The sequence below is a fragment of the Mycobacterium sp. NGS27 genome, assembly GCF_059813005.1.
The window spans coordinates 389805-412586 of the sequence record NZ_JCALDT010000006.1 but is presented as its reverse complement, the minus strand read 5'-3'; the positions used below and the strand labels follow the sequence as shown (position 1 = coordinate 412586).

24 protein-coding genes are annotated in these 22782 nt (G+C 68.6%); 7 read left to right on the top strand and 17 right to left on the bottom strand.

All coding sequences use genetic code 11. From position 1 onward, the window contains the following. The 3 genes from smc to AC5Y30_RS19025 all read right to left on the bottom strand — a co-directional run. Nucleotides 1–1607 (bottom strand): chromosome segregation protein SMC (gene smc, locus AC5Y30_RS19035; protein ID WP_499920194.1); only part of this gene is annotated, 1607 nt, incomplete at its 3' end. 214 nt (nucleotides 1608–1821) lie between these two features. Beyond that, a complete protein-coding gene (locus AC5Y30_RS19030; RefSeq protein WP_499920193.1) occupies nucleotides 1822–2115 on the bottom strand; it encodes an acylphosphatase in 294 nt (97 codons plus the stop codon). Then, nucleotides 2102–2515 (bottom strand): OsmC family protein, encoded by a 414-nt coding sequence (locus AC5Y30_RS19025; RefSeq protein ID WP_499920192.1) that lies wholly within the window; start codon nucleotides 2513–2515, stop codon nucleotides 2102–2104. Before AC5Y30_RS19025 ends, AC5Y30_RS19030 begins: the two co-directional genes overlap by 14 nt. 52 nt (nucleotides 2516–2567) lie before the next feature. Between AC5Y30_RS19025 and AC5Y30_RS19020 the strand changes: the two genes are divergently transcribed. Beyond that, complete coding sequence (locus AC5Y30_RS19020) at nucleotides 2568–3344, top strand: PIG-L deacetylase family protein (protein WP_499920191.1); 777 nt, start codon at nucleotides 2568–2570, stop codon at nucleotides 3342–3344. Between the two features lie 21 nt (nucleotides 3345–3365). On the opposite strand, the gene mutM is transcribed toward AC5Y30_RS19020, so the two are convergent. From mutM to sepIVA, 4 genes are all read right to left on the bottom strand, one after another. Beyond that, on the bottom strand, nucleotides 3366–4268 hold the full coding sequence (gene mutM, locus AC5Y30_RS19015; protein ID WP_499920190.1) for a DNA-formamidopyrimidine glycosylase: 903 nt from the start codon (nucleotides 4266–4268) through the stop codon (nucleotides 3366–3368). Between the two features lie 15 nt (nucleotides 4269–4283). Then, entirely contained in the window at nucleotides 4284–4997 is a 714-nt protein-coding gene (gene rnc, locus AC5Y30_RS19010; RefSeq protein WP_499920189.1) for a ribonuclease III, read from the bottom strand. Next, nucleotides 4994–5593 carry a YceD family protein gene (locus AC5Y30_RS19005; protein ID WP_499920188.1) on the bottom strand — a complete coding sequence of 200 codons (600 nt, stop codon included), beginning with the start codon at nucleotides 5591–5593 and terminating at the stop codon, nucleotides 4994–4996. Before AC5Y30_RS19005 ends, rnc begins: the two co-directional genes overlap by 4 nt. A gap of 69 nt (nucleotides 5594–5662) precedes the next feature. Continuing rightward, complete coding sequence (gene sepIVA, locus AC5Y30_RS19000; RefSeq protein WP_499920240.1) at nucleotides 5663–6400, bottom strand: cell division protein SepIVA; 738 nt, start codon at nucleotides 6398–6400, stop codon at nucleotides 5663–5665. 239 nt (nucleotides 6401–6639) lie between these two features. Here sepIVA and AC5Y30_RS18995 point away from each other — a divergent pair, with 239 nt between their 5' ends. Next, nucleotides 6640–7848, top strand: a complete 1209-nt coding sequence (locus AC5Y30_RS18995; RefSeq protein ID WP_499920187.1) for a permease — start codon at nucleotides 6640–6642, stop codon at nucleotides 7846–7848. Nucleotides 7849–7875: 27 nt separating this feature from the next. Here AC5Y30_RS18995 and coaD read toward each other — a convergent pair whose 3' ends face one another. From coaD to AC5Y30_RS18970, 5 genes are all read right to left on the bottom strand, one after another. After that, nucleotides 7876–8358 carry a pantetheine-phosphate adenylyltransferase gene (gene coaD / locus AC5Y30_RS18990; protein ID WP_067347941.1) on the bottom strand — a complete coding sequence of 161 codons (483 nt, stop codon included), beginning with the start codon at nucleotides 8356–8358 and terminating at the stop codon, nucleotides 7876–7878. A gap of 177 nt (nucleotides 8359–8535) precedes the next feature. Beyond that, complete coding sequence (gene rsmD, locus AC5Y30_RS18985) at nucleotides 8536–9090, bottom strand: 16S rRNA (guanine(966)-N(2))-methyltransferase RsmD (protein WP_499920186.1); 555 nt, start codon at nucleotides 9088–9090, stop codon at nucleotides 8536–8538. 10 nt (nucleotides 9091–9100) lie between these two features. Further along, nucleotides 9101–9745 carry a vitamin K epoxide reductase family protein gene (locus tag AC5Y30_RS18980; protein ID WP_499920185.1) on the bottom strand — a complete coding sequence of 215 codons (645 nt, stop codon included), beginning with the start codon at nucleotides 9743–9745 and terminating at the stop codon, nucleotides 9101–9103. After that, nucleotides 9742–10509: a DsbA family protein gene (locus AC5Y30_RS18975; protein ID WP_499920184.1), complete on the bottom strand. Its 768-nt coding sequence runs from the start codon at nucleotides 10507–10509 to the stop codon at nucleotides 9742–9744. Before AC5Y30_RS18975 ends, AC5Y30_RS18980 begins: the two co-directional genes overlap by 4 nt. 101 nt (nucleotides 10510–10610) lie before the next feature. Then, nucleotides 10611–11729 carry an alpha/beta hydrolase gene (locus tag AC5Y30_RS18970; protein ID WP_499920183.1) on the bottom strand — a complete coding sequence of 373 codons (1119 nt, stop codon included), beginning with the start codon at nucleotides 11727–11729 and terminating at the stop codon, nucleotides 10611–10613. Nucleotides 11730–12139: 410 nt separating this feature from the next. On the opposite strand from AC5Y30_RS18970, the gene AC5Y30_RS18965 reads away from it, so the two are divergent. Continuing rightward, entirely contained in the window at nucleotides 12140–12985 is an 846-nt protein-coding gene (locus AC5Y30_RS18965; RefSeq protein ID WP_499920239.1) for an aldo/keto reductase, read from the top strand. Between the two features lie 4 nt (nucleotides 12986–12989). Here the strand turns inward: AC5Y30_RS18965 and AC5Y30_RS18960 are convergent, their stop codons facing one another. Genes AC5Y30_RS18960 through AC5Y30_RS18950 form a run of 3 tightly spaced genes read right to left on the bottom strand, consistent with a single transcriptional unit; the run spans nucleotide 12990 to nucleotide 17625 of the window. Next, entirely contained in the window at nucleotides 12990–13703 is a 714-nt protein-coding gene (locus AC5Y30_RS18960; RefSeq protein ID WP_499920182.1) for an HNH endonuclease family protein, read from the bottom strand. Further along, on the bottom strand, nucleotides 13700–15919 hold the full coding sequence (gene recG / locus AC5Y30_RS18955; RefSeq protein WP_499920181.1) for an ATP-dependent DNA helicase RecG: 2220 nt from the start codon (nucleotides 15917–15919) through the stop codon (nucleotides 13700–13702). Before recG ends, AC5Y30_RS18960 begins: the two co-directional genes overlap by 4 nt. 2 nt (nucleotides 15920–15921) lie before the next feature. Beyond that, nucleotides 15922–17625: a DAK2 domain-containing protein gene (locus tag AC5Y30_RS18950; RefSeq protein ID WP_499920238.1), complete on the bottom strand. Its 1704-nt coding sequence runs from the start codon at nucleotides 17623–17625 to the stop codon at nucleotides 15922–15924. Nucleotides 17626–17875: 250 nt separating this feature from the next. Here AC5Y30_RS18950 and rpmB point away from each other — a divergent pair, with 250 nt between their 5' ends. Next, entirely contained in the window at nucleotides 17876–18070 is a 195-nt protein-coding gene (gene rpmB, locus AC5Y30_RS18945; RefSeq protein ID WP_046185726.1) for a 50S ribosomal protein L28, read from the top strand. A gap of 12 nt (nucleotides 18071–18082) precedes the next feature. Here rpmB and AC5Y30_RS18940 read toward each other — a convergent pair whose 3' ends face one another. Further along, on the bottom strand, nucleotides 18083–18904 hold the full coding sequence (locus tag AC5Y30_RS18940; protein WP_499920180.1) for a mycofactocin-coupled SDR family oxidoreductase: 822 nt from the start codon (nucleotides 18902–18904) through the stop codon (nucleotides 18083–18085). A 2-nt stretch (nucleotides 18905–18906) separates the two neighbouring features. Continuing rightward, nucleotides 18907–19797, bottom strand: coding sequence for an SDR family NAD(P)-dependent oxidoreductase (locus AC5Y30_RS18935; RefSeq protein WP_499920179.1), 891 nt, complete (start codon nucleotides 19795–19797; stop codon nucleotides 18907–18909). A 95-nt stretch (nucleotides 19798–19892) separates the two neighbouring features. Here AC5Y30_RS18935 and AC5Y30_RS18930 point away from each other — a divergent pair, with 95 nt between their 5' ends. The 3 genes from AC5Y30_RS18930 to AC5Y30_RS18920 are packed head-to-tail and all read left to right on the top strand — an operon-like array spanning nucleotide 19893 to nucleotide 22782. After that, nucleotides 19893–20336: a nuclear transport factor 2 family protein gene (locus AC5Y30_RS18930; RefSeq protein ID WP_499920178.1), complete on the top strand. Its 444-nt coding sequence runs from the start codon at nucleotides 19893–19895 to the stop codon at nucleotides 20334–20336. A 3-nt stretch (nucleotides 20337–20339) separates the two neighbouring features. Beyond that, a complete protein-coding gene (locus tag AC5Y30_RS18925) occupies nucleotides 20340–21545 on the top strand; it encodes a sulfotransferase family protein (protein ID WP_499920177.1) in 1206 nt (401 codons plus the stop codon). Then, nucleotides 21538–22782 (top strand): hypothetical protein, encoded by a 1245-nt coding sequence (locus tag AC5Y30_RS18920; protein ID WP_499920176.1) that lies wholly within the window; start codon nucleotides 21538–21540, stop codon nucleotides 22780–22782. The genes AC5Y30_RS18925 and AC5Y30_RS18920 overlap by 8 nt, the downstream gene beginning before the upstream one ends.

Genomic DNA, 22782 nt, shown 5'->3' with positions numbered 1-22782 from the left:
GATCCCAGCACCGCGGCCAGCGCCGCCTCGTAGCCGGGGCGGACCTTGACCAGTTTGGCCATCGGCCCCAAAAGACCTGTGCCGCCGTGGTTTTGGGTGAGCCAGGCCGCGCCGTCCTTGCGCTCCAGCCCGATCGCGAGCGCGTCGATGCGGGCCCGCAGCGAGGCCACCTGGCGTTCGGCGTCTCGCTCGGCGGACTGCAGCTCGGCCACCCGCTCATCGGCGAGCCGCAACGCCGCGACCGTGCGCTCGTGGTGTTCGTCCAGGCCGACCTCGCCCTGATCGAGTTCACCGACGCGGCCCTGGACGGTCTCGAATTCCACCTTGGCCTGCTGCGCGCGGGCGGCGGCCTGCTCGATGCGCTCGGACAGGCGCGACACGCTGTCGTCGATCGACTCGACCCGCGCCCGCATCGTCTCCACCTGACCGGCCAAGCGCGCCAAGCCTTCTCGCCGATCCGCCTCCGCGCGCACCGCCGCCATGTGTGCCCGATCGGCCTCGGCGGCCTCGCGCTCCCGCTCGGCCAATTCGGCGCGGGCGCCGTCCAGCCGGGTGCGCGCGCCGGCCAGATCGGCGAGCAGCTGGCGCTCGGCGACCGCGACCCGCTCGGCCTCGGCTTCCAGCGCGTCGGGGTCGGTGTCGCCGGTGGCAAGCGGCTCGACATCCAGGTGCTGCGCCCGCTCGCTGGCGATGCGCACGGTCGCGGCGACCCGTTCGGCCAGCGCGGACAGCGCGAACCAGGTCTGCTGAACCGACTCGGCCCGGCTCGAGAGTTCGCCGACGGCCGTTTCGTGCGTGGTCAGCTCGGCGGACGCCTCCGCCAGCCGCGCGGAGGCCTGGTCGTGTTCGCGGCGCATGGCGGCCTCGGCCTCGAAGATGGCCTCGCGCTCGCCCTGCCGGTTGACCAGGTCGTCGGCGGCCAGCCGCAGCCGGGCGTCGCGCAGGTCGGCCTGGATCGTCTGGGCTCGGCGGGCCACCTCGGCCTGGCGGCCCAGCGGTTTGAGCTGGCGGCGCAGCTCGGTGGTCAGGTCGGTCAGCCGGGCCAGGTTCGCCGACATCGCGTCGAGTTTGCGGAGGGCTTTCTCCTTGCGCTTGCGGTGCTTGAGCACCCCGGCCGCTTCTTCGATGAAGGCGCGACGGTCCTCGGGCCGCGATTGCAGGATCTCGTCGAGCTTGCCCTGCCCGACGATGACGTGCATCTCCCGGCCGATCCCGGAGTCGCTCAGCAGTTCTTGAACATCCATCAAACGGCAACTGCTGCCGTTGATTTCGTATTCGCTGGCGCCGTCGCGGAACATCCGCCGGGTGATGGACACCTCGGAGTACTCGATGGGCAGCGCGTTGTCGGAGTTGTCGATGGTGACGGTGACCTCGGCGCGGCCCAGCGGGGCCCGCGACGAGGTCCCGGCGAAGATGACGTCTTCCATCTTGCCGCCGCGCAGCGTCTTGGCCCCCTGCTCCCCCATGACCCAGGCCAGCGCGTCGACCACGTTGGACTTTCCGGACCCGTTGGGCCCCACGACGGCGGTGATGCCCGGTTCGAAACGCAGAGTCGTCGGCGAGGCGAAGGACTTGAAGCCCTTCAGCGTCAGACTCTTGAGGTACACGGCGAGCCAGACTACCGCTCGAATCGCCCCCGGCGGCTGCACCGAGGGGTGTCGGCTCGCCCGAAAAAGGACCGCGGTTTGCCTGGTCGACGCACTGGTCACAGTGGTCACATGAGCCACGGGTCGATGGCGCTTACGGGTTGTTAAGCCGGCTTCCGTCGAACCCTGCGCCGGTGCTGGCGTGACTGATGTGACGCTGCGGCCGCGGCGCGCCTCAACGCTCGACGAAGCCCTCGAACCGCTCCTGCGGCTGCGACCAGTCGGCCACCACCTTGTCGACGTGCCCGGGCCGCGACGGCCACGCCGTGCCACCTTCCAGCAGGTGCAGTAGCTTCTCCCCGGCCGCCCGCGGCCCCTGGGCGACCACCAGGACGCGGCCGTCGTCCTGGTTGGCCGCGTAACCGGTGAGGCCCAGCTCCAGCGCCCGGCAACGCGTCCACCACCGGAAACCCACGCCCTGGACCCGGCCGTGCACCCAGGCGGTGAGCCGGGTGTCAGGCTCCGGCATCGCTGACCTCGAAGTTGACGGTGGTACCGGACTTGAGTGTGCGCCCGACGGTGCAGACCTGGTCGATGGCCCGGTTGACCACGACCAGCAGGCGCTCCTTCTCATCGTCGGCCAGGCCCGACAGGTCCAGCTCCAGGGTCTCCTCGAGCAGCGGATAGCGCTCCTGTTCGCGGTCGGCGGCGCCGGAGACCCTGATGACCGCCTTGTAGTCGTCGCCCAGCCGGCGGGCCAGCGGCAGGTCGCTGGACATCCCGCTGCACGCCGCGAGCGCGATCTTGAGCAGCTCACCGGGGGTGAAGACGCCGTCGACGTCCTCGGAGCCGACCAGCACCTGGGCACCACGTGAGCTGTACCCGGTGTAGCGACGAGTTCCGGTGCGTTCCACCCACAGTTCGGCCATGGCTCATTTCTACCGGGCGCCGCGACTTTGGCGCACAGGCATACTGCATTGCATGGCCACCCTGGTCGCATTCCACGCCCACCCCGACGACGAGGTCGTGCTCACCGGCGGCACGCTGGCGCGGGCGGCCGCCGCGGGGCACCGGGTGGTCGTGGTCACGGCGACCGACGGGCGCGTCCACAACGACGACGAAAGCCATCGCATCGACGAATTGCGTTCGAGTGCAAGGGTTCTCGGGGCACAGCGGGTGGAGTGCCTCGGGTATGCCGACAGCGGCTACGGTCCGCTGTTCTACCCGGATCCGCCCGGGCGCGTCCGGTTCGGGCGTGCGGATGTCGACGAGGCGGCCGGTCGATTGGCCGCCATCCTGCGCGACGAACGTGCCGACCTGCTGATCAGCTACCAGCCGAACGGCGGCTACGGCCACCGCGACCATGTTCAGGTCCACTACGTCGGCAAGCGTGCCGCCGAACTCGCCGCCACCCCGCGGGTGCTCGAGGTGACCATGCCGCGCGAAATGCTGGTCCGCGTCAGCGATATCGCGCACCTGTTGCGGCTTCCCGGTCCGTACGAGCGGGACGTCGTCCGCGGCGCATACGCTCCGCGCGCGACGATCACCCATCGAGTCAACGTCTTTCGCTTCGCGCGCCAGAAGCGAGATGCGCTGGCGGCCCACCGCTCTCAGATCGGCGATTCCGGCCTGGCCGCGCGGGCGTTCGGGTTACTGCTCCGGTTGCCGCCCCAGGTGTTCGGTGCGCTGTTTCGCCACGAGTGGTTCGTGGACCCGACCTTGCCCGCCGGCACGCTGCGCCGCGACATCTTCGAGTGAGTCGCCGCGCCAGAAAATCGCTCAACCACGCGGTCGCGGTTGGCATTTGGGACAGTAGAACGAGGAACGGTTCATGAACTTCTCGCGGCGCATCACCGCGCCGCAGCGGCGGCAGGCTTCACCGTCCCTGCCGTAGGCGTCCAGCGACCGGTCGAAGTATCCCGATTCGCCGTTGACGTTGACGTAGAGCGAATCAAACGACGTCCCGCCCTTGTCCAGCGCATCGCGCATCACGTCGGCGGCCGCGTCCAGCACGGCGGTCAACTGCTTGCGGCTCAGCGTGTCGGCGATCCGCGCGCCGTTGAGTTTGGCCCGCCACAGCGCCTCGTCGGCGTAGATGTTGCCGATGCCAGATATCACCTGCTGGTCGAGAAGCTGGCGCTTGATCTCGGAATGCTTGCGCCGCAACACTTTTACCACCGCGTCCGCGTCGAATCGGGGGTCCAGGGGGTCACGCGCCAGATGCGCGACCGGCTCCGGCACCACGCTGCCGTCCACCTCGACCAGATCGGCGAGCATCCACCCACCGAAGGTGCGCTGGTCGGCGAAACTCAGCACGGTCCCGTCGTCGAGCAGCGCGGAGATCCGGACGTGCTCGGCGCGCGGGACCTTCCCCCTCGCCGCTTCGCGGCTGGGGGTACCCCCACCCAGCAGCATCTGCCCGCTCATGCCGAGGTGGACCACCAACGCCGTATCCGATTGCTGCCCAGCGGGTTCCGTGTCGAGCAGCAGCCACAGGTATTTGCCGCGGCGATCGGTGCCGGTGATCCGCGCGTTCAGCAACCGGGCGGTGAGGTCCGCGGGCCCCGCTTCGTGCCGGCGCACCGCGCGCGGATGATGCACCCGCACTGCGGCGATCGTCTTGCCGACGACGTGGGCGTGCAGGCCGCGGCGCACCACCTCGACTTCGGGCAGTTCGGGCATCTAGGCGGGCGCCATCTAGTTGGACGTCGTCCCCGCGGGGTCCAGCACGTCGAGCGTCTTCCAGGTGGCGGCCGCGGCCTTCTGCTCGGCCTCCTTCTTGGAGCGGCCGACACCCGTGCCGTATTCGGTTTCCGCCACCACGACCACCGCGGTGAATTCCTTGTCGTGGTCGGGCCCGGTGGAGGTGACGAGGTAGGACGGCGCGCCCATGCCGCGCGCCGCGGTCAGTTCCTGCAGGCTGGTCTTCCAGTCCAGCCCGGCCCCGAGGGTCGGCGCCGCATCCAGTAGCGGGCCGAACAACCGCAGAATCACGTCGCGCGCAACGTCGATGCCGTGATCGAGGTAAATCGCGCCCAGCAGCGATTCCATGCCGTCGGCCAGGATGCTCGACTTATCGGCACCGCCGGTGTTGGCTTCCCCACGCCCCAGCAGCAGATGGACGCCGAGTCCCCCGTCGCACAGCTTGCGCGCGACGTCGGCCAGCGCCTGGGTGTTGACCACGCTGGCGCGCAGCTTGGCCAGGTCACCCTCGGTGCGGTCGGGATGGCGGTGATACAGCTCGTCGGTGATGGTCAGGCCCAGCACGGCGTCGCCCAGGAATTCCAGGCGTTCGTTGGTCGGCAGGCCCCCGTGTTCGTACGCGTAGCTGCGATGCGTCAGCGCCAGGGACAGCAGTTCCTCCGACAGCTCAACCCCGAGGGCGTCGAGCAGCGCGTGCCGTGAACTCACCGCTTACCCCGCGGCTCGTCCGACTCGGCGCTGAACATCCCCGCCAACTTGGCCCACCGTGGATCGATGCGATCGTGCTGATGGGCCGGCTCGGCGGCCAGCGAAACACCGCATTCGGGGCACAGCCCCGGGCAGCCCGGGGTGCACACGGGCGAGAACGGAAGCTCGAGTCCCACGGCGTCGACGATGGACTGCTCGAGGTCGATGACGTTGTCGACGATGTGGCCCACCTCGTCTTCCTCGGTGGTCGCCTCGGTCGTGCTGTCCGGGTAGGCGAACAGCTCCGTGAGCTGCACTTGCACGTGACCGTCGAGCTTGGTCAGGCAACGCGAGCACTCGCCGACCGTGGGCGCGCTGACCGTCCCGGTCACCAAAACGCCCTCGGACACCGACTGAATCTGTAAGTCCAGCTCAAGTGGGGCGTCCGCCTCGATCGCGATCATGTCCAGCCCGATGCGCGACGGGCTGGGCACGGTTTTCTGCCACGTCACCATCGCCCCGGGGCGGCGCCCGAGCCGGGTGATGTCGAACGCCATCGGCGCGGCCAGCCGTGACGTCGCGCCGCGGGCCGATGGTGTGCTGTGCTGCCGCGTCATAGTAGGAAATCCTACGGCGCCGACCGCATAATTCCAGGGCGCGCCCGCCCACGAGCGGCCGCGAGACGGCTAGCGCACGGCGTAGTCGTGGGTTCCGGCCGCCGTCCGCAGTTGGTGACGACCGCGCCCCACCGACCGCAGGGTGCCGTTGAGGAACTCCTCGAACTCGGCGAGCTTGTTGTCGACGTAGATGTCGCACTCGCCGCGCAACCGGTCGGCCTCGGCGTGCGCCGAGTCGATCAGCCGGGTGGCCTCCGCGTTGGCCGCCTCCACCACGCTGTTCTGCGAGACCAGGCGCTGCTGCTCCTTGATGCCCTCTTGCACGGCCTTCTCGTAGGAGATGTTGCCGTTTTCCAGCAGGCGGTCGGCCTCGGCCTGGGCGCGGCTGACGCTGGCCTCGTACTCTCGCTTGGCCGCCGTGGCGATGCGTATCGCCTCTTCGCGGGCCTCGCCGACCATCCGCTCGCTGTGCTGCCGCGCCTCGCTCACCATGCGGTCGGCCTGCGATTTCGCGTCCGAGAGCAGCCGGTCCGCCTCCGAGCGGGCGTGGTTGAGCATCGACTCCGACTCGGTGGTCGCCGAGGACACCATCGACTCGGAATGCGCCTTGGCGTCCTGCAGCATCGAGTCGCGCGCATCCAGGACGTCCTGGGCGTCGTCCAGTTCGCCCGGGATCGCGTCCTTGATGTCGTCGATCAGTTCCAGCACGTCGCCGCGAGGCACCACGCAGCCTGCCGTCATCGGAACGCCACGGGCTTCTTCCACGATGGCGCTGAGTTCGTCCAGCGCCTCAAAGACTCGATACACGGCCATACCCTCCTGGCGTCTGCAAAGCTCTTGTTGTTACCAGTGTGCCTGGTGTTGTCCCTGTGACAGCGGTGGCAAGCCCGGTGTGTCGGGTATTCGCCCGTGCGGGCCATTTGCCAGCGATTCTAGGTCGCGGACGCCCCACGGCACTATCCGCGCCGTCAATTAGTGCCGGCAGTTGCCGGGCGCCGTCGCCGCGAGGCGCACCGCGTTCGCCCGCTCCTATACCCCTATGGGGTATGCTGCACGGTGCAGCGACCCTCGAAGCTTCCCGCAGGAGGAACCACGTGACGGTGCTATCAGCGGTCGGGCACGCTTTGGCGCTCGCGGGGTCGATGACGTGGGAAATCCTGTGGGCGCTCATCCTCGGCTTCGCCCTCTCGGCGGTGGTGCAGGCCGTCGTGCGGCGCTCGACGATCGTGGCGCTGATGGGTGACGACCGGCCGCGCACGCTGGCGGTCGCGGCGGGGCTGGGCGCGGCTTCGTCGTCGTGCTCGTATGCCGCGGTGGCGCTGGCCCGATCGCTGTTCCGCAAGGGCGCCGACTTCACCGCCGCGATGGCGTTCGAAATCGGCTCCACCAATTTGGTGGTGGAACTCGGCATCATTTTGGCCCTGCTGATGGGCTGGCAATTCACCGCGGCCGAATTCCTCGGCGGCCCACTGATGATCGTGGCGCTGGCCGTTCTGTTCCGCCTGTTCGTGCGATCGCGGCTCATCGACGCCGCCCGCGAGCAGGCCGAGAGGGGAATCGCCGGCTCGATGGAAGGCCACGCCGCCATGGACATGTCCATCCAGGGGGACGGCTCGTTCTGGCGACGGCTGTTCTCGCCGGCGGGCCTCACCTCGGTTTCGCACGTATTCGTGATGGAGTGGCTCGCCATCCTGCGCGACCTCGTCCTGGGCTTGCTGATCGCCGGTGCCATCGCGGCCTGGGTACCCGAAAACCTCTGGCAGAACTTCTTTTTGGCCGATCACCCGACCCTCGCGGCGATCTGGGGCCCGATCGTCGGGCCCATCGTGGCGATCGTGTCCTTCGTCTGCTCGATCGGCAATGTCCCGCTGGCCGCGGTGTTGTGGAACGGGGGCATCAGCTTCGGCGGCGTCATCGCGTTCATCTACGCCGACCTGTTGATCCTTCCGATCCTCAACATCTACCGCAAGTACTACGGCACCCGGATGATGCTGACACTGCTGGGTACCTTCTACACCGCGATGGTCGCCGCCGGGTACCTGGTCGAATTGATCTTCGGCACAGCGCATCTCATTCCCGCGCAGCGCAACGCCATGGTGTTGGAAGCGTCGATCTCATGGAACTACACGACCTGGCTCAACATCGGGTTCCTGGTGCTCGCGGTCGTCCTGGTCGCCCGGTTCGTCACGACCGGCGGTCTGCCGATGGTGCGCATGATGGGCGGCTCCCCCGATGCTTCCGATCATCAACACTGACCGGCCTAGGACCTCGCGGGCCCGGGATCAGGACCGTTCCGAAAGCCGTTCCCGCAGGCGACGATTGACCGGTTCGGGCAGCAGCTCCGACACGTCACCGCCGAGCATCGCGACCTCTTTCGCCAGCGACGACGACACGAACGAATAGCGCGGGGCGGTCGCGACGAAAAAGGTGTCCACGCCCGCGACGTGTTTGTTCATCTGCGCCATCTGCAGCTCGTATTCGAAGTCGGTGCCGGTGCGCAGCCCCTTCACGATGGCCGTCATGCCGCGCGACCGCACGAAATCGACGACCAGCCCCTGCCCGGCTTCCGCCCGGAGGTTGGGCAGGTGCGTCGTCGACTCGTTGATCATCGCGATCCGCTCGTCGAGGTCGAACATGCCCTTCTTGGCGGGGTTGGTCAGGATCGCCACCACCACCTCGTCGAACTGAGCCGACGCGCGCTCGAAAACGTCGATGTGGCCCAACGTCACCGGGTCAAACGAGCCCGGGCATACCGCGCCGCTCATGACGCGCGCCGACGACGATGCAGAGCGAAGCGATGAGGTGGGGGCACCTCCCGCTTGCGGGGGAGAGCGGCGCTCATGACGCGCGCCGACGACGATGCAGAGCGAAGCGATGAGGTGGGGGCACCTCCCGCTTGCGGGGGAGAGCGGCGCTCATGACGAATGACGGTACACGCCACCTCAATGACGCTCGGCCAGCTCCAGACGGGTGTCGCCGTAAACCCGTTGCGGCCACACCGACCAGCCGGCCGGCCACTTCAGCGGCGCACCACCGGCCGCCCGCTCCACTACGGCAACGCTGCCCCCGTGGACCCAGCCGTGCGCGGCCAACGAGGCCAGCACGGCCTCGATCTCGGCGGCGTCGACGTCGTAGGGCGGGTCGGCCAGCACCAGATCGAACGCGGCCGCGGTCCCGGCCGCCAGCACGGTCGCCACCGCTGCCCGGCGCAACGTCGCGCCGCGCAGACCCAGGGTTTCGATGTTGCGCGCGATCACCGATCCCGCGCGCGGGTCCGACTCCACGAACAGTGCGGCGGCTGCGCCGCGCGACAACGCCTCCAATCCCAGTGCGCCCGAACCGGCATAGAGGTCCAGCACCGTGAGGCCGGTCAGCTCGAGGCGGGCGGCCAGGATGTTGAAGAGCGACTCGCGGACGCGGTCGGTGGTGGGCCTGGTACCGCGCGGCGGGACCGCGATGCGCCGGCCCCCGGCCGCGCCGCCAATGATCCGGGTCACCTGCTGATACCTACAACAGCGTCGACCAGTAGTCCCAGAACCGCGCCATGATCAGTAGGAACACCGCGGTGAACCAGAGGGCGGCGACCGACCAGCGCCATTGGAAAAGCAGCCAGCCGAAACCGGCCTGCCGGTCCTGCGCGACCGGGCGATAGGCGATCGAGGCGGCCACCACCAGTAGCGACATGGTGACCGCCCACACCACCATGCAGTACGGGCACAGCGCGTTGATCCGATACAGGCTCTGGAAGATCAGCCAGTGCACGAACACCGCGCCAACCGCCACGCCGATCGTCAGCCCCACCCAATACCATTGCGGCAACGCCACTTTCGTCAACGCCAGCAGCCCCGTGACCACCACCACGGTGAAGGCCACCAGCCCCAGCAGCGGGTTGGGGAAGCCCAGCAGCGACGCCTGGGGGGTGCTCATCACCGAGCCGCAGGACAGGATCGGGTTGATGTTGCAGGACGGCGTGTACGACGGGTCGAGCAGGATGTCGATCTTCTCGACCGTCAGCGTCATCGACGCGGCCAGGCCGATCAGACCGGAGATCAGCACCCACCAGGCGCTGGGCGCCGGCACCCGCGGCGCTGAGGACCGATCCGGTGTCAGGTCGGTGGGATCGGCGGTTTCAGTCGACACCGCACCGGTCACGTGGCGGCCGGGGCGACCGCGCCGTCGATGCCCGGAATGTTGCCCACGATTTCTTTGACCTTGTTGACCAGCGCGTCCGGCGTGGAGGGGTCGTAGTCGTCGCCGTTGATCTTGATGGTCGGCGTGGCGTTGATGTGCGCGTTCGCCGCTTCGCCGGTGACCTTGGACAGGTACTTGCCGCTGTTGATGCAGTCTGGCACCTTGCCCGCCGCTCCCGCCTCGCGGGCGAGCTCGATCAGCCTCGCGTTGTCCGGGAAGGTCTTGCCGGTTTCGCTCGGCTGGATGTCGGTGCTGAACAGCGCGGAGTGGAACCGGCGGAACGCGTCCTGGCTCTCGTCGGCGACGCACAGCGCCGCGGCGCCCGCGCGTGACGAATAGTTCTGGTTGCGGGCGCTGTCGAGGATCGACACCATGTTGTAGTCGGCGGCGATGGCGCCGATGTCGATGAGCCTGGAGACCGTCGGGCCGAAGGTGCGCTCGAAGTTGCCGCAGGCCGGGCACAGGAAGTCTTCGTAGAACGTCACCACGGCCTTGGGGTTGCTGCTGCCGGGCTGGGTGACCAGCTTGCTCGACGTCACCCGCACGGTATCGCCGGCGCCGGTGGGTCCGGCCTTTTTGTGATGCGACGTGACGATGTAGAAGACGAGGGCGACCGCGAAGATGATCACGAACGCGGTGCCGCCGATTTGGACGAGCCGGCTCGACTTACCGCCAGAGGCCGACTTCATGTCGAATCGTGGGGGACGTTTGGGTTTGTCGGCCACAGGTTCCCTGATCTTTCGCTACGAGTTGTCGCTTCGCCCGTGTGCGGACAAAGCGATCGGACAAAGCGCCTCTAGGTTACCGGCGCCGACGGTTCAACGAATCAAACCCGGCTCAGGTGTGCGCGCAGGGCCGAAATCAGCTCGCTGGTGGCCACCATGCTGTCGCCGCCCAGCGGGAACAGGTTGACGAAGCCATGCGTCAGCGAACCCAGGTACCGCAGGTCCACCGCGATCCCGGCGGCCCGCAGCGCCTCGGCGTAGCTCTCGCCTTCGTCGCGCAGCGGATCGAAGCCGGCGACCGCGATCAGCGCGGGCGCCAGTCCGGTCAGCGATTCGGCCAGCGCCGGCGACACTCGCGGATCGGTCCGGTCCAGACCCGAACGCCGCAAGTACTGGGATTCAAACCAGTCGACGTCCCGCTTGGTGAGCACGAAGCCTCGCGAGAACAGGGTCAGCGACCGGTTCTTCGCGGTGAAGTCGGTCCGCGGATAGATCAGCCATTGCAACGCCGGCGCCGGCCCATTCTCGTCGCGCGCTATCTGGCTGACGACGGCGGCGAGGTTTCCGCCGGCGCTGTCCCCGCCTACCGCGATCCGTCCCGGAATCGCGCCGAGCTCCTCCGCGTGCTCATATGCCCAAATGAACGCCGCGTAGGCGTCCTCGATCGCGGCCGGGGCCGGATGTTCGGGGGCTAGCCGGTAGTCGATCGACAACACGTGAATGCCGGCATCACGACAGATCAGCCGGCACAGCGCGTCATAGGTGTCCAGGTCACCGATCGACCAACCGCCACCGTGGTAGAAGACCAGCAGAGGCGCCGCCGCGCCAGCGGCCGGACGGTAGTGGCGCGCCCCGATCCCGCCGGCCGGTCCGGGCAGCGAGAGATCGTCGACGTCGACGTGGATCTGCGGACCGGGCAATCCCACGATCCGCTCGCGCAGCTGGGTGCGCGACGCCTGGGGGTCGTCGTCGACGACCAGCCCGTCGATGCCGACGGCGCGCAGGCCCGACAACATCAGCTGCAGGGTCGGGTCCAGCGTGTTGCCGTCGATGATGACCGAACGGCTGCGGACCAACCCCCGGCGCAGCGCGGTCGGGATCCAGGGCAGGACCTTGGTCCCGACGCCAGTGAGCGCGCCCTGGATGCGACTGGCCAGCGGCACCGATGCGTGCTCGGCCCCGGACTGAACCGTCGGCGCGCCTGACAGAGGCCTGGTCATGAACAACCCCCTTACAACCAACACGTGCTAACGCTCGACGACGAACGGTTATTGCTCCCCGCCACCCATCGCCTCTCAAGGCTTGCCGGCCCCGGCGGCCACCAAACCGGCGGTCAACGGTGCCGTTGGTCAGGGGCCTATCGGCGACTAACTGTACGGGGTGGCCCGCCCGCCGCCGACGGCGCGCATGGACACCCGTCCAGGTGTTGATTAGGTTGCCTTTACAGATCGGTAATATCGTGATCCCCAAGTCGGTGAGCTTTCATCGGATTGCGAGCAACTTCGACGTGTTCGATATCGAACCGAGCGCCTCGAACTCGGCGCCGAACGGCGTCGACCTGGTCGCTCGATGACGGAACCCGGCTGGGCGCACAGTCTCGAACCTTCAATTTCACAGGCAGGTGAATGAATTGGCCGGCGAGTCGGGCTCCGCCTTACCCTCAATTGCTCTCAACGACGAAAACACGATCCCGGCCCTCGGCCTGGGTGTCGCGGAGTTGTCGGACGACGAGACCGAACGCGCGGTATCGGCTGCGCTGGAGGTCGGCTGCCGGCTGATCGACACCGCCGCGGTCTACGGGAATGAAGCCGCCGTCGGGCGCGCGATCGCCGCCTCCGGGATCCCCCGCGCCGAGCTGTTCGTCACCACCAAGCTGGCCACCCCCGACCAGGGTTTCAAGGGGGCGATGGACGCATGCAACGCCAGCCTGGAGCGCCTCGGCCTGGACTACGTCGACCTTTATTTGATCCACTGGCCCGCCCCCGCCCTGGGCAACTACGTGAACTCGTTCGGCGGCATGATCCAGTCCCGTGCGGAGGGTCAGGCCCGCTCGATCGGCGTCTCCAACTTCACCGAGGAGTTCCTGACGACGGTCATCGACCTGACCTTCGTCACCCCGGCGGTCAACCAGATCGAGCTGCACCCGCTGCTCAACCAGGAAGCGCTGCGCAAGACCAACGCCGAGCACAACGTGCTCACGCAGTCCTACACGCCGTTGGCGCTGGGCAAGCTGAGCGACAATCCGACGGTGAATTCGGTCGCGAGCGAATACGGCAAGACCGCCTCGCAGGTGCTGCTGCGGTGGAACCTGCAGCTGGGCAACGCCGTCGTCTTCCGGTCCGCCAATGCCGAGCACATCGGGTCGAACTTGGATGTGTTCGACTTCGAGCTGGCCGACGAGCACATGGACGTGATCAACGGGCTCAACGACGGCACCCGGCTGCGCCCGGACCCGGAGACCTACGAAGGCTCGTAACCCTTTATCCCGTCGGGCAGGTCGTCGCGGCCTGACGCAGCACGCCGGTCGACGCCAAATCCACCGGCAACGCGTAACCGCGCAGCACCGCGATGAACTGCATGGCGTACTGACACGCAAATGCCCCGTTCGGCGGCATCCATTGCGCCGGCGCCGAATCGCCCTTGTCCTGATTGGCCTGCCCGTCGACGGCCAGCAGGTTGGCGGGGTCGTTGGCGAAGCGCAGCCGCTCGGTGGCGGGCCAGCCGTAGGCGCCCATGTCCCAGGCGTAGGCGAGCGGGACGATGTGGTCGATCTGCACGGATTCGCCGACCTTGGGGCCGCGCTGGAACGCGATGGTCTTGTTGGTATACGGGTCGTGCAGCGTGCCGGTGGCCACGGCGTCCGGACATCGCTTGGTAGACACATAGGTCTTGTCGACGAGATCGCGGTTGAGGATGTCGTCGCGGGTGTCGCATCCGTTGTGGCCCATCGGGGCGTCGTTGTCGTCGTCCCAGGCGTCGCCGAATGCCAAGCGCAGGTAGTCGTAGCGGTGCTGGCGCAGGGGCACCACGACGATGCCCCCGAGCACATCGGTGCCCGGTGCGACCGTCGGAACGTCGGCGCGCGCGGAGTATTCGGCGGAATGTCGTGCGGTCGAGGATCCCACCGTCTGGTAGGCCACCAGCAACGCGAGCGCCGCGGCCGCGGCCAGCCACAGCAGCACCTTGCGGTTCACGACTTGTCCAGGTATTCGATGCGGTCGGTGTCGGTGAATCGCGCGGCCAGCACGGCCAAGCCGGGATTCGCACGGTCGTCGGCGTAGGCCTGCACGCAGAAATCCCGGGCCGCCTCGATGAACTCCTGGTGGTCGGCCAGGGACAGCAGCCGCAACGTGATCGCCTTACCGGACTGGTTGCGGCCCAACACATCTCCCTCGCGGCGTTCCTTGAGGTCGAGGTCGGCCAGGGCGAACCCGTCCAGTGTCTCGGCCACCGCGCGCAGCCGCCGGCCGGCCGGCGAATTCGGCGCGGACCAGCTCGCGAACAGGCACAGACTGGGATGCTGGCCCCGACCGATCCGGCCGCGCAGCTGATGCAACTGACTGATCCCGAACCGGTCGGCGTCCATCACCACCATGACGGTGGCGTTGGGGACGTCGACGCCCACCTCGATGACGGTGGTGCACACCAACACGTCGACCTCTCCGGCCCGGAAGGCCGCCATCGCGGCGTCCTTCTCCTCGGCCGACAGCCGCCCGTGCATCAGTCCCAGGCGCACATTCGCCAGCTCGCCCGAGCGCAGCCGGGCGTACAGGCCCTCGGCGGTCTCCGGCGCCTTGGCGTTCGGCTCCTGGTCTCCCGGGTCGTCGCTCTCGTCGATGCGCGGCGCCACCACATAGGCCTGGCGGCCGGCGGCCACCTCCTCGGTGATGCGCTGCCAGGCCCTGCTCAGCCAGGCGGGCTTGTCCTTGACGAAGATGACGTTGCTGGTGATCGGCTGGCGGCCGCGCGGAAGTTCACGCAGCGTCGAGGTTTCCAGGTCCCCGTAGACGGTCAGGGCGACGGTGCGCGGGATGGGCGTCGCCGTCATCACCAGCAGGTGGGGTGTCACCCCGGGACGGGCCTTGGCCCGCAACTGATCTCGCTGCTCGACGCCGAAGCGGTGCTGTTCGTCGACCACCACCATGCCCAGGTTGTCGAACTCCACCGCGTCCTGCAGCAGCGCGTGGGTGCCGATGACGACGCCGACCTCGCCGCCGGCGATCTCGGCGCGGATCTGCTTCTTCTGGGCCGCGGTCATCGAGCCGGTCAGCAGCGCCAGCCGGGTGCCGTTGTCGGCGCCGCCCAGCTGGCCCGCCAACGCCAACGGACCGAGCACGTCGCGGATCGACCGGAGATGTTGGGCCGCAAGCACTTCCGTTGGCGCCAGCAGCGCGCACTGATATCCGGCGTCGACCATCTGCAGCATCGCCAGCACCGAGACGATCGTCTTGCCGGAGCCGACCTCGCCCTGCAGCAGACGATTCAGCGGGCGGCTCGCCGCGAGCCCGTCGGTCAGCACCCCGAGCACCTCGCGCTGCCCCAAGGTCAGCTCAAAAGGCAAGCGGCTCAACAGTTCTGCGGCCAATCCGTCCGGACGCGGCGGCGCCGGCGGCCCCGACTCCGACAGCTCGCCGTGACGGCGGGCCACCAGCGCCCACTGCAGGCCGACGGCTTCGTCGAAGGTCAGGCGCTCGCGGGCCCGTCGGCGCCGTGGCTCGCTCTCGGCCAGATGGATGTCGCGCAACGCCTCGTCCTCGGAGACCAGGCCGAATTTTGCGCGCAAGCCTTCGGGCAGCGGATCGGGAACCGGGTCGAGCACGTCGAGCACCTGGCGCACGGAACCGAAGATGGTCCAGCTCTGCAGCTTCGCGCTGGCGGGATAGATCGGGAAGAAGTGGCGCTCGTAGGCGTCGGCGATACCCTCACCCGTGGTGGCGCCCGACGCGTTGGCGATGCTCTTGAGCGAGGCGGTGCCGCGATTCTTCCCATCCTGGCGGTCGAGCAAAAGGAACGCCGGGTGTGTCAGCTGCATGACGTTGTTGAAGAATCCGACCTCTCCGGAAAGCATCACCTTGGCGCCCGTGGTCAGGTCCTTTTTCAGGTAATTCGCGTTGAAGAACGTCGCGGTCACCCTGTTTCGCCCGGAGCCGAGGGTGATGCGGTGGCACAGTTTCTTCGGGGTCTTCTTCATCGGGAACGTCTTGGTTTCGGCGATCGTGTCGATGATGGTGACGTGTTCGCCGGCGGGCGGGCGTTCGTCGTCGGAGTTCCAACGGCTCGCGCCCTCGGTGTAGCTGCGCGGATAGTGGCGCAACAGGTCGTCGACGGTGCGGATGCCGAACACCTCGTCGAGGAGCTCCGCGACCTTGCCACCCACGACGAAATCCAGCCGGTCGCTCAGCGACACCATCGCTACTCGACCCCGATCAGCAGCGCGTCGCCGTGGTGGCCGGTGCGGTAGGTGACCAGTTCGGTCCCGGGGTGGTGGTCGTGCATGTGCTCTTCCAGGATGTCGGTGACCGCGCCCGCGTCGCCGTCGGAGTCGACGGCGGCGCCGAGCAGCACCGTCACCAGGTCGCCGCCGGAGGCCAGCAGGAGATCGAGCAGACCGATCGCGGCCCCGACCGCATCGTCGGCCACGATCAGCACCTCGTCGCCCGCGATGCCCAGGCCGTCCCCCGGACGGCAGCGACCCGCCCAGGTCAACGCGCTCTCGGTGGCGATGCGCACCGAGCCGTGGCGCGCCGCGCCGGCGGCGCGGGCCATCGTGTAGCCGTCGTCGACCGCCTGCCGGTCGGTTTCGTGCACGGCCAGCGCGGCCAGCCCCTGCACCATCGACCCGGTCGGGATCGGCACCACATCAATCCCCCAGCCGATGGCCGCGGTGCAGCCGGCCACCAGTTCCTCGGCCGGCACGTAGCCGTTGGGCAGCACCATCACCTGGGCGGCGCCGGTGTCGACGACGGCCCGCATCAGCTGGTGCGCGCTGATGTTGGTGACGGGATCGTGCGCGGCCGGTTCGCGCTGCAGCACGCAGGCGCCCTCGCCGGCGAACAGGTCAGCGGCGCCGTCGCCGTCGACCACCGCCAGCACCGCGCGCTCCCGCGTCCATCCGCCTGCGGGCAGCCCGGGGGTTCCGGAGCTCAGCGCGGAGATGACGATGCGGCTGAGCCGTCCGGCCGCCAGGCCGGCTTCCACGGCGGCGCCGGCGTCGTCGGTGTGCACGTGGACCGAGTACGTGCGCTGCGCCGACGACGGCGCCGACGCGATGCCGACCGAATCACCCAGCTCCCCCAGCCGGTCGCGCAGCGCGTCCGCCGCCGCGGGCTCGCAGCCGTCCAGCCGATACATGACCTCGAACTGGGGCGCCGGGCGCTGCGCGGGCGCCTCCGGCGGCTGCGCTCGCGGCGACAGCTCGTACACCGCGCGGGCCGGCGCCTGGCCGGTGATCGTGGACCGCAACGCGTCCAGCAGGACCAGCAAACCCCGGCCGCCCGCGTCCACGGCACCGGCGTCGGCCAGCACGTCGAGTTGTTCGGGGGTCTTTTCCAGCGCGACCACCGCCGCGTCGCCGGCCGCGACGACCGCCGCCACGAGCCCCTCCCCGGCCCCGGCGCACTGGGCGACGGCGTTCGCGGCCGCCCGCAGCACCGAGACGATGGTCCCGGGAACCTCGTCGCCACCCATCGAGCTGATCACCAGCTCCACGCCGCGCTGCAGCGCGGCACCCAGGACGACGGCGTCGATGTGAGGCAGCTCACCGCCGGCCTCGGCCGCCGCGGTAGCGGTGACGTCGGCGACGCCGCGCAGGATCTGCGACAGGATGACCCCGGAATTGCCGCGGGCGCCGTTCAGGGCGCCGGCGGACAGCGCCGCGGCGGCCCGCGCGGCGCAGGTCGAGCCGGCCTCCGCGCCGGCGCCCACCTTCGCCTCGGCCAGCGCCGAACGCATGGTGAACAGCATGTTGGCGCCGGTGTCGGAGTCGGCGACTGGGAAGACGTTGAGCCGGTTGATCTCGTCGATGTGCGTGATCAGGTCGCTGACGGCGGTGTGCGCCCAGTCGCGCAGCGTGATCGCGTCCAGGACACGAGCCTGCGATGTCTCAGCAGTGCCCAGGGTTACCCACCTCCTCCGCACCTCGACGCCCAGCACCCGATGGGCGCCAGCGTAGCCCGGCGACACCCGCGACGGCTGCCGGTGACCACCCGGGCCGATTCAGCGCATCGAGCCTAGCCAGAGGGGGCGACAGCGGCGGCGACCGTTTTGGTGCTTGCCACCACAGTCGGTATCCTCAGGTACGCGCCCGGGTGAACCTGGGCTGTCCCGGCCGGATTGCCGGACCCCCGAGATTTGAGGAGCTTGAACAATGGCCGCTGTGTGCGACATCTGCGGGAAAGGCCCCGGCTTCGGTAAGTCGGTGTCGCACTCCCACCGCCGCACCAGCCGCCGGTGGGACCCGAACGTTCAGACCGTGCACGTCGTCACCCGTCCGGGCGGCAACAAGCAGCGTTTGAACGTCTGCACGTCCTGCATCAAGGCCGGTAAGGTCGTCCGGGGCTGACAGCGGCCGTCGTCACATGACGACGTGCCCGGCGTCCACGGGTATCGCGGCGCCGGTGATGTAGCGCGAGCGCGGTCCGGCAAGCCAGAGCACCGCTTCGGTGACGTCTTGCGCCTCGACCAACGGCACGTCGGGCAGCAGCGTCTGCGACAGCGCCGGGTTGGGGTTCTCCAGCATCCGGCTCACCACGAAATCGTTCAGGATCATCGGCGTCGCGACCCCGCTCGGATGGATCGAATTGACCCGAATCTTGTGTAGCGCATAGGCATTCGCCGCCGAGCGCATCAGCCCCACCACCCCGTGTTTGGACGCGGCGTAGGCGAACATCGCCGCGCTGCCGTCGCCGCCGCGGCCGGTGAGGCCCTGCGATGAGCTGACCAGCACCACCGAGCCGCCCCGTCCCTTGCGCACGATCGAGGGAACCGTCGCCAGCAGCGTGTGCCACACACCTTTGAGATTGGTGTCGACGATCGTGTTGAACACCGGTTCGGACTCGGGGTCGGTGAACCCGATGGCCACCACCCCGGCGTTGGCGACGACGACGTCGATGTCGCCGAGCTCGTCAACGCCGGCCTGCACTCCGGCCTGCAGCGCCTTGAGGTCGCGGACGTCCGCGGCGACGGGCACCGCTTTGCGGCCGGCCGCCTGGACCAGCCGCACGGTTTCGGCGAGCTCGGATTCGGTCCCCAGGGCGTACGGGATCGCCTCGAGATCGGCGCAGATGTCGATGGCGATGACGTCGGCGCCCTGTTCGGCGAGCGCAACGGCGTGGCTGCGGCCCTGCCCGCGCGCGGCGCCGGTGATGACGGCGACCGTGTTGTCGAATTCACCCATGCCTAGACCTCCAGGGTTGTGCCGGTCTCGCGTTCGGCGAAGGCCACCAGCCGCGCGGCGGTGTCGTAATCGCAGGCCAGCGGCGTGCGGCCGATCAGCACCGGGCCGCCACGCAGCCCGAACCTGCCGGTGACCCCGACGTAGCTGCCCGGCGGAATCGGCTCGCTGATGCAGTACAGCGTGGGCGCGGCGCCCTCGTCGATGTCGTTGGCCAACCGGTCGGCCACCAGTTTGACGCCCTTGTGGGCCAGCGACATCAGCGCCGAGTCGCCGAGGTTCGACAGGTTCGAGGCCACCCAGCCCGGGTGGGTGAGCTGCGTGACGATCGGCGATCCGGCCTCGCGCAGCCTGCGGTCCAGCTCCAGGCCCCACAGCATGACCGCGAGCTTCGACTGCGCGTACGCGCCCAGCCTCGTCCACTTGTGCCGGCGCGAGTGCAGGTCGTCGAGCCGCAGCGTCGCCGAGCGGTGCGCGTCGGATCCGACGTTGATGATCTGCGAACGCACCCTGGGTAGGAGCAGATTGGTCAGCGCGAACGGTCCGAGCAGGTTGGTGCCCAGTGTCATCTCGAAGCCGTCGACCGTCTCGGTGCGCCGGTCGGTCAGCGCGCCGGCGTTGTTGATCAGGATGTCCACCGGCTCGTCGATCAGGTTCGCGAAGGCGCGCACCGACGACAGGTCGGCCAGGTCGAGCTTGACCACGGCGGTCGAACCACCCATTTCAGTCGCGCGTTGCTCGCCGAGTTCGGTGTTGCGCACCGCCAGGATCACGTGCGCGCCGGCCTTGGCGAGCGCGCGCGCCGTGCCGAGCCCGACGCCGTTGGTCGCTCCGGTCACGATCACGCGTTTGCCGCGCAGGTTGCCGAGCCTGTTCGGGGTCCACGGTATGGTCACGGCGATCAAGAATAGTGGTCGGTTCTATGTAAATTGGACCGGTTCTGCCAACATTGTTCGCGGAACAGTGCGGCAGACTCCCGAGGCGGTTCGACATGACTGGCAGCGCCACCGAGATCAGCAACCTCATCTACACCTATGCGCAGCTGCTCGACGACGGCGACCTGGACGGGGTGGCCCGGCTGTTCGAGTACGGCCGGATCTGCGGCGTCCAGGACGGGCCGCCGGAGACGGTGTTCGCCGGCTCGGCCCGGGTGCGGGAGATGTACGAGATGGCCACGCGGATTTATGACGACGGCACCCCGAAGACCAAACACAACACGACCAACGTGCAGCTCTACATCGACGAGGCGGCCGGGACCGCGCACAGCACCTCCTACTACTGCGTCACGCAGGCCACCGATGACCTGCCGCTGCAGGTGATCGTGACCGGGCACTACAAGGACACGTTTCACCGGGTGGACGGGGCCTGGCGCTTCGACAGCCGCACCATGTTCGTCGACCAGGTCGGCGACGTCAGCCAGCATCTGAAGTTCTGACCCGTGGCATCCGCCAGCGCGTCCGACGGCCCGTTCGACACGGCCGCCGTCCTGGCCGACGCGCAACGCAAGGAAGAGCTGACGGATTGGGGCCCGGGCGAATTCGAGGGCCCGCTGCGGGTGTTGCTCGACGATTACGCGCACGCCGACCTGAACAACGTCGGCGTGCACATCCTGCGCTCGGGCATCGTGCACAGCCTGCGGATGCGGCTGCGCGCGCAGGAGTGGATCCGCCGCCACCCGGAGATCCTCGACGAGGCGGTGGCCGCGCCGATCGTCGTCGTCGGGATGATGCGCAGCGGCACCACGCTGCTGCAGCGGCTGTTGGCCGCCGACCCGCGTTTCGTCTGCGCGTACGGCTGGGAGGTCGTCGAGGTCGCGCCGCGGCTGAACTATCGGTTCACCGACGCCCCCGATCCGCGCATCGCTATCAGCGAAGCGCGCGAAGCGAAGTCGCGCGACCTGGCGCCCGAATTGTTTTCGATCCACCCGATGTACGCGCGCGAGGCCGAGGAGGAGATCGTCTTTCTGGCCGATGCGTTCCTGTCGCACGTGCCCGAGTCGGGCGCGCACCTGCCGCGGTACCGAACCTGGCTCGACGCCCAGGACTTCTCCCCCGCCTACGGCTACCTGCACCGGATGCTGCAGTTCCTCCAGTGGCAGAAGCGCCGGCGCGGCGTGCGGGGCCGGCGCTGGGTGCTCAAATCGCCTGCGCACCTTGGCTATTTGAATCTCTTGCGCGCGCAGTTTCCCGGCCTGCACATCGTGCACATGCATCGTGACCCGCGCACCACGATAGCGTCGGGGGTCAACCTGAACGCGACCCTGCACGCGATGCACGCCGACACCGTCGACGTGCACCGGGTAGGTGCGCAGTGGCTGGAGCGGATGGGCTGGACGAACGATCGGGCGATGGCGGTCCGCGACGGATGGGCCGACGAGGGCGCCGTGGTCACCGACATCGGGTTCGACGACGCGGTGGCCGATCCGATCGGCCAGGTGGCCCGCGTCTACGACGCCATCGGCCTGCCGCTCACCGCGCAGGCCGAGGAAGCGATGCGGCGCTGGCTGGCCCGCCGCCCCCGGGAGGCACCCCGCCCGCCCTACGGGCTGGAGAACTACGGCCTGCGCCCCGAGCAGGTCGACGAGCGATTCACGTTGTACAACAAGCGTTTCGGACAGCACATCGGAGGGACAACACATGCCTGATCATCCGGTCGCGACGGCTTCCCAGCACGAACAGGAGCTGGCGGCCCTCGACCTGATCGAGCACCCGACCGTCAAGGCCGCCTACCGCACGGTCGCCGAGACCTGGCTGGGTCGCGCCAAGGCGACCGACGCGATGCGCGAACGGTTCGACGACGCCTTCGCCGAGGTGATGTTCTCGGCGGCGGTGTGGTCGTCGAATCAGGACAAGCTGCGGCCGAAGGTCAGCTGCATCACCCGGCTTGCACACCCGGTGGACGGCCGAAGCGTTCCCGGATCGCGCTGGGGCATCGACAATCCCGACAGCGTGTACCGGGTGATCCCGATCTCCGGGGACGAACGCTACGAGATTCACGGCCGGGTCGGCGAGCACCGCATGACCGAGAACTACTTCACGCTGTGGGACGCGCGCATGGGCACCGTCGCCGTGCTCAACGGCCGCACCATGCACGTCGAGCCCGACGGCAGCTACACCATCACCGTCGACGCCGAACCCGCGAACGGCCGGGTGAACCATGTGCAAACCTCGCCGGAGGCCCACGAGTTCTACATTCGCGACGTGCTGCTGGACTGGGACCGCGACGACCCCAATCACATTGAGGTGCAACGGCTTGGCGGGCTGCCGGCAACCCCGGCGCGCACGCTCGACGAGCAGGCCGAGGCCACGGCGGCGATGATGGACTATTTCGCCGACTTCACCGGCAAGCTCAGCCACGGGGTCTACAAGATGCCGGCCAACCACTTCAACCTGGCCTGGTCGGCCGACAAGATCGGCGCGATGCGCAGCCAGGTGTACGTGATGGGCCGGTTCGACCTCGCCCCCGACGAGGCGTTCGTCGTCGACCTGAATGACGGTGGCGCCGAGTACTTCACCGTGCCGCTGAGCAACATCTGGGGCACCACTTTGGATCTCGTCGACCGCACCGGCAGCCTCAACAAAGCACAGTCGGTCGCCAACGAGGACGGCTCGTACACCTACGTGATCTCGCCCGTCGACCCCGGCGTGGCCAACTGGATCGACTCCGACGGCTTGCGGGAAGCCATTTTGACTTTGCGCATGGCGGAGTTCGGCGAGGGCGGTCCGGCCGAAGACCTCGGCGCGCGCGGGCGGGTGGTCAAGCTGGACCGGCTCGACGCCGAGGTGCCGCACCTGCCGAGGGTCAGCGAGGAACAGCGGGAAACAGAGCTGGCGCAGCGCCGCAAGGCCTACCTGCGGCGCCTGCCGGAAGGGACGATCTGA

Bases quoted from the DNA above. Each gene is read 5' to 3' on its own strand.
- AC5Y30_RS19030 (WP_499920193.1), bottom strand. From the start codon at position 2,115: ATGCCGGAGCCTGACACCCGGCTCACCGCCTGGGTGCACGGCCGGGTC.
- AC5Y30_RS19025 (WP_499920192.1), bottom strand. From the start codon at position 2,515: ATGGCCGAACTGTGGGTGGAACGCACCGGAACTCGTCGCTACACCGGG.
- AC5Y30_RS19020 (WP_499920191.1), top strand. From the start codon at position 2,568: ATGGCCACCCTGGTCGCATTCCACGCCCACCCCGACGACGAGGTCGTG.
- mutM (WP_499920190.1), bottom strand. From the start codon at position 4,268: ATGCCCGAACTGCCCGAAGTCGAGGTGGTGCGCCGCGGCCTGCACGCC.
- AC5Y30_RS19005 (WP_499920188.1), bottom strand. From the start codon at position 5,593: ATGACGCGGCAGCACAGCACACCATCGGCCCGCGGCGCGACGTCACGG.
- AC5Y30_RS18995 (WP_499920187.1), top strand. From the start codon at position 6,640: ATGCTGCACGGTGCAGCGACCCTCGAAGCTTCCCGCAGGAGGAACCAC.
- coaD (WP_067347941.1), bottom strand. From the start codon at position 8,358: ATGAGCGGCGCGGTATGCCCGGGCTCGTTTGACCCGGTGACGTTGGGC.
- AC5Y30_RS18970 (WP_499920183.1), bottom strand. From the start codon at position 11,729: ATGACCAGGCCTCTGTCAGGCGCGCCGACGGTTCAGTCCGGGGCCGAG.
- recG (WP_499920181.1), bottom strand. From the start codon at position 15,919: ATGGTGTCGCTGAGCGACCGGCTGGATTTCGTCGTGGGTGGCAAGGTC.
- rpmB (WP_046185726.1), top strand. From the start codon at position 17,876: ATGGCCGCTGTGTGCGACATCTGCGGGAAAGGCCCCGGCTTCGGTAAG.
- AC5Y30_RS18940 (WP_499920180.1), bottom strand. From the start codon at position 18,904: ATGGGTGAATTCGACAACACGGTCGCCGTCATCACCGGCGCCGCGCGC.
- AC5Y30_RS18930 (WP_499920178.1), top strand. From the start codon at position 19,893: ATGACTGGCAGCGCCACCGAGATCAGCAACCTCATCTACACCTATGCG.
- AC5Y30_RS18920 (WP_499920176.1), top strand. From the start codon at position 21,538: ATGCCTGATCATCCGGTCGCGACGGCTTCCCAGCACGAACAGGAGCTG.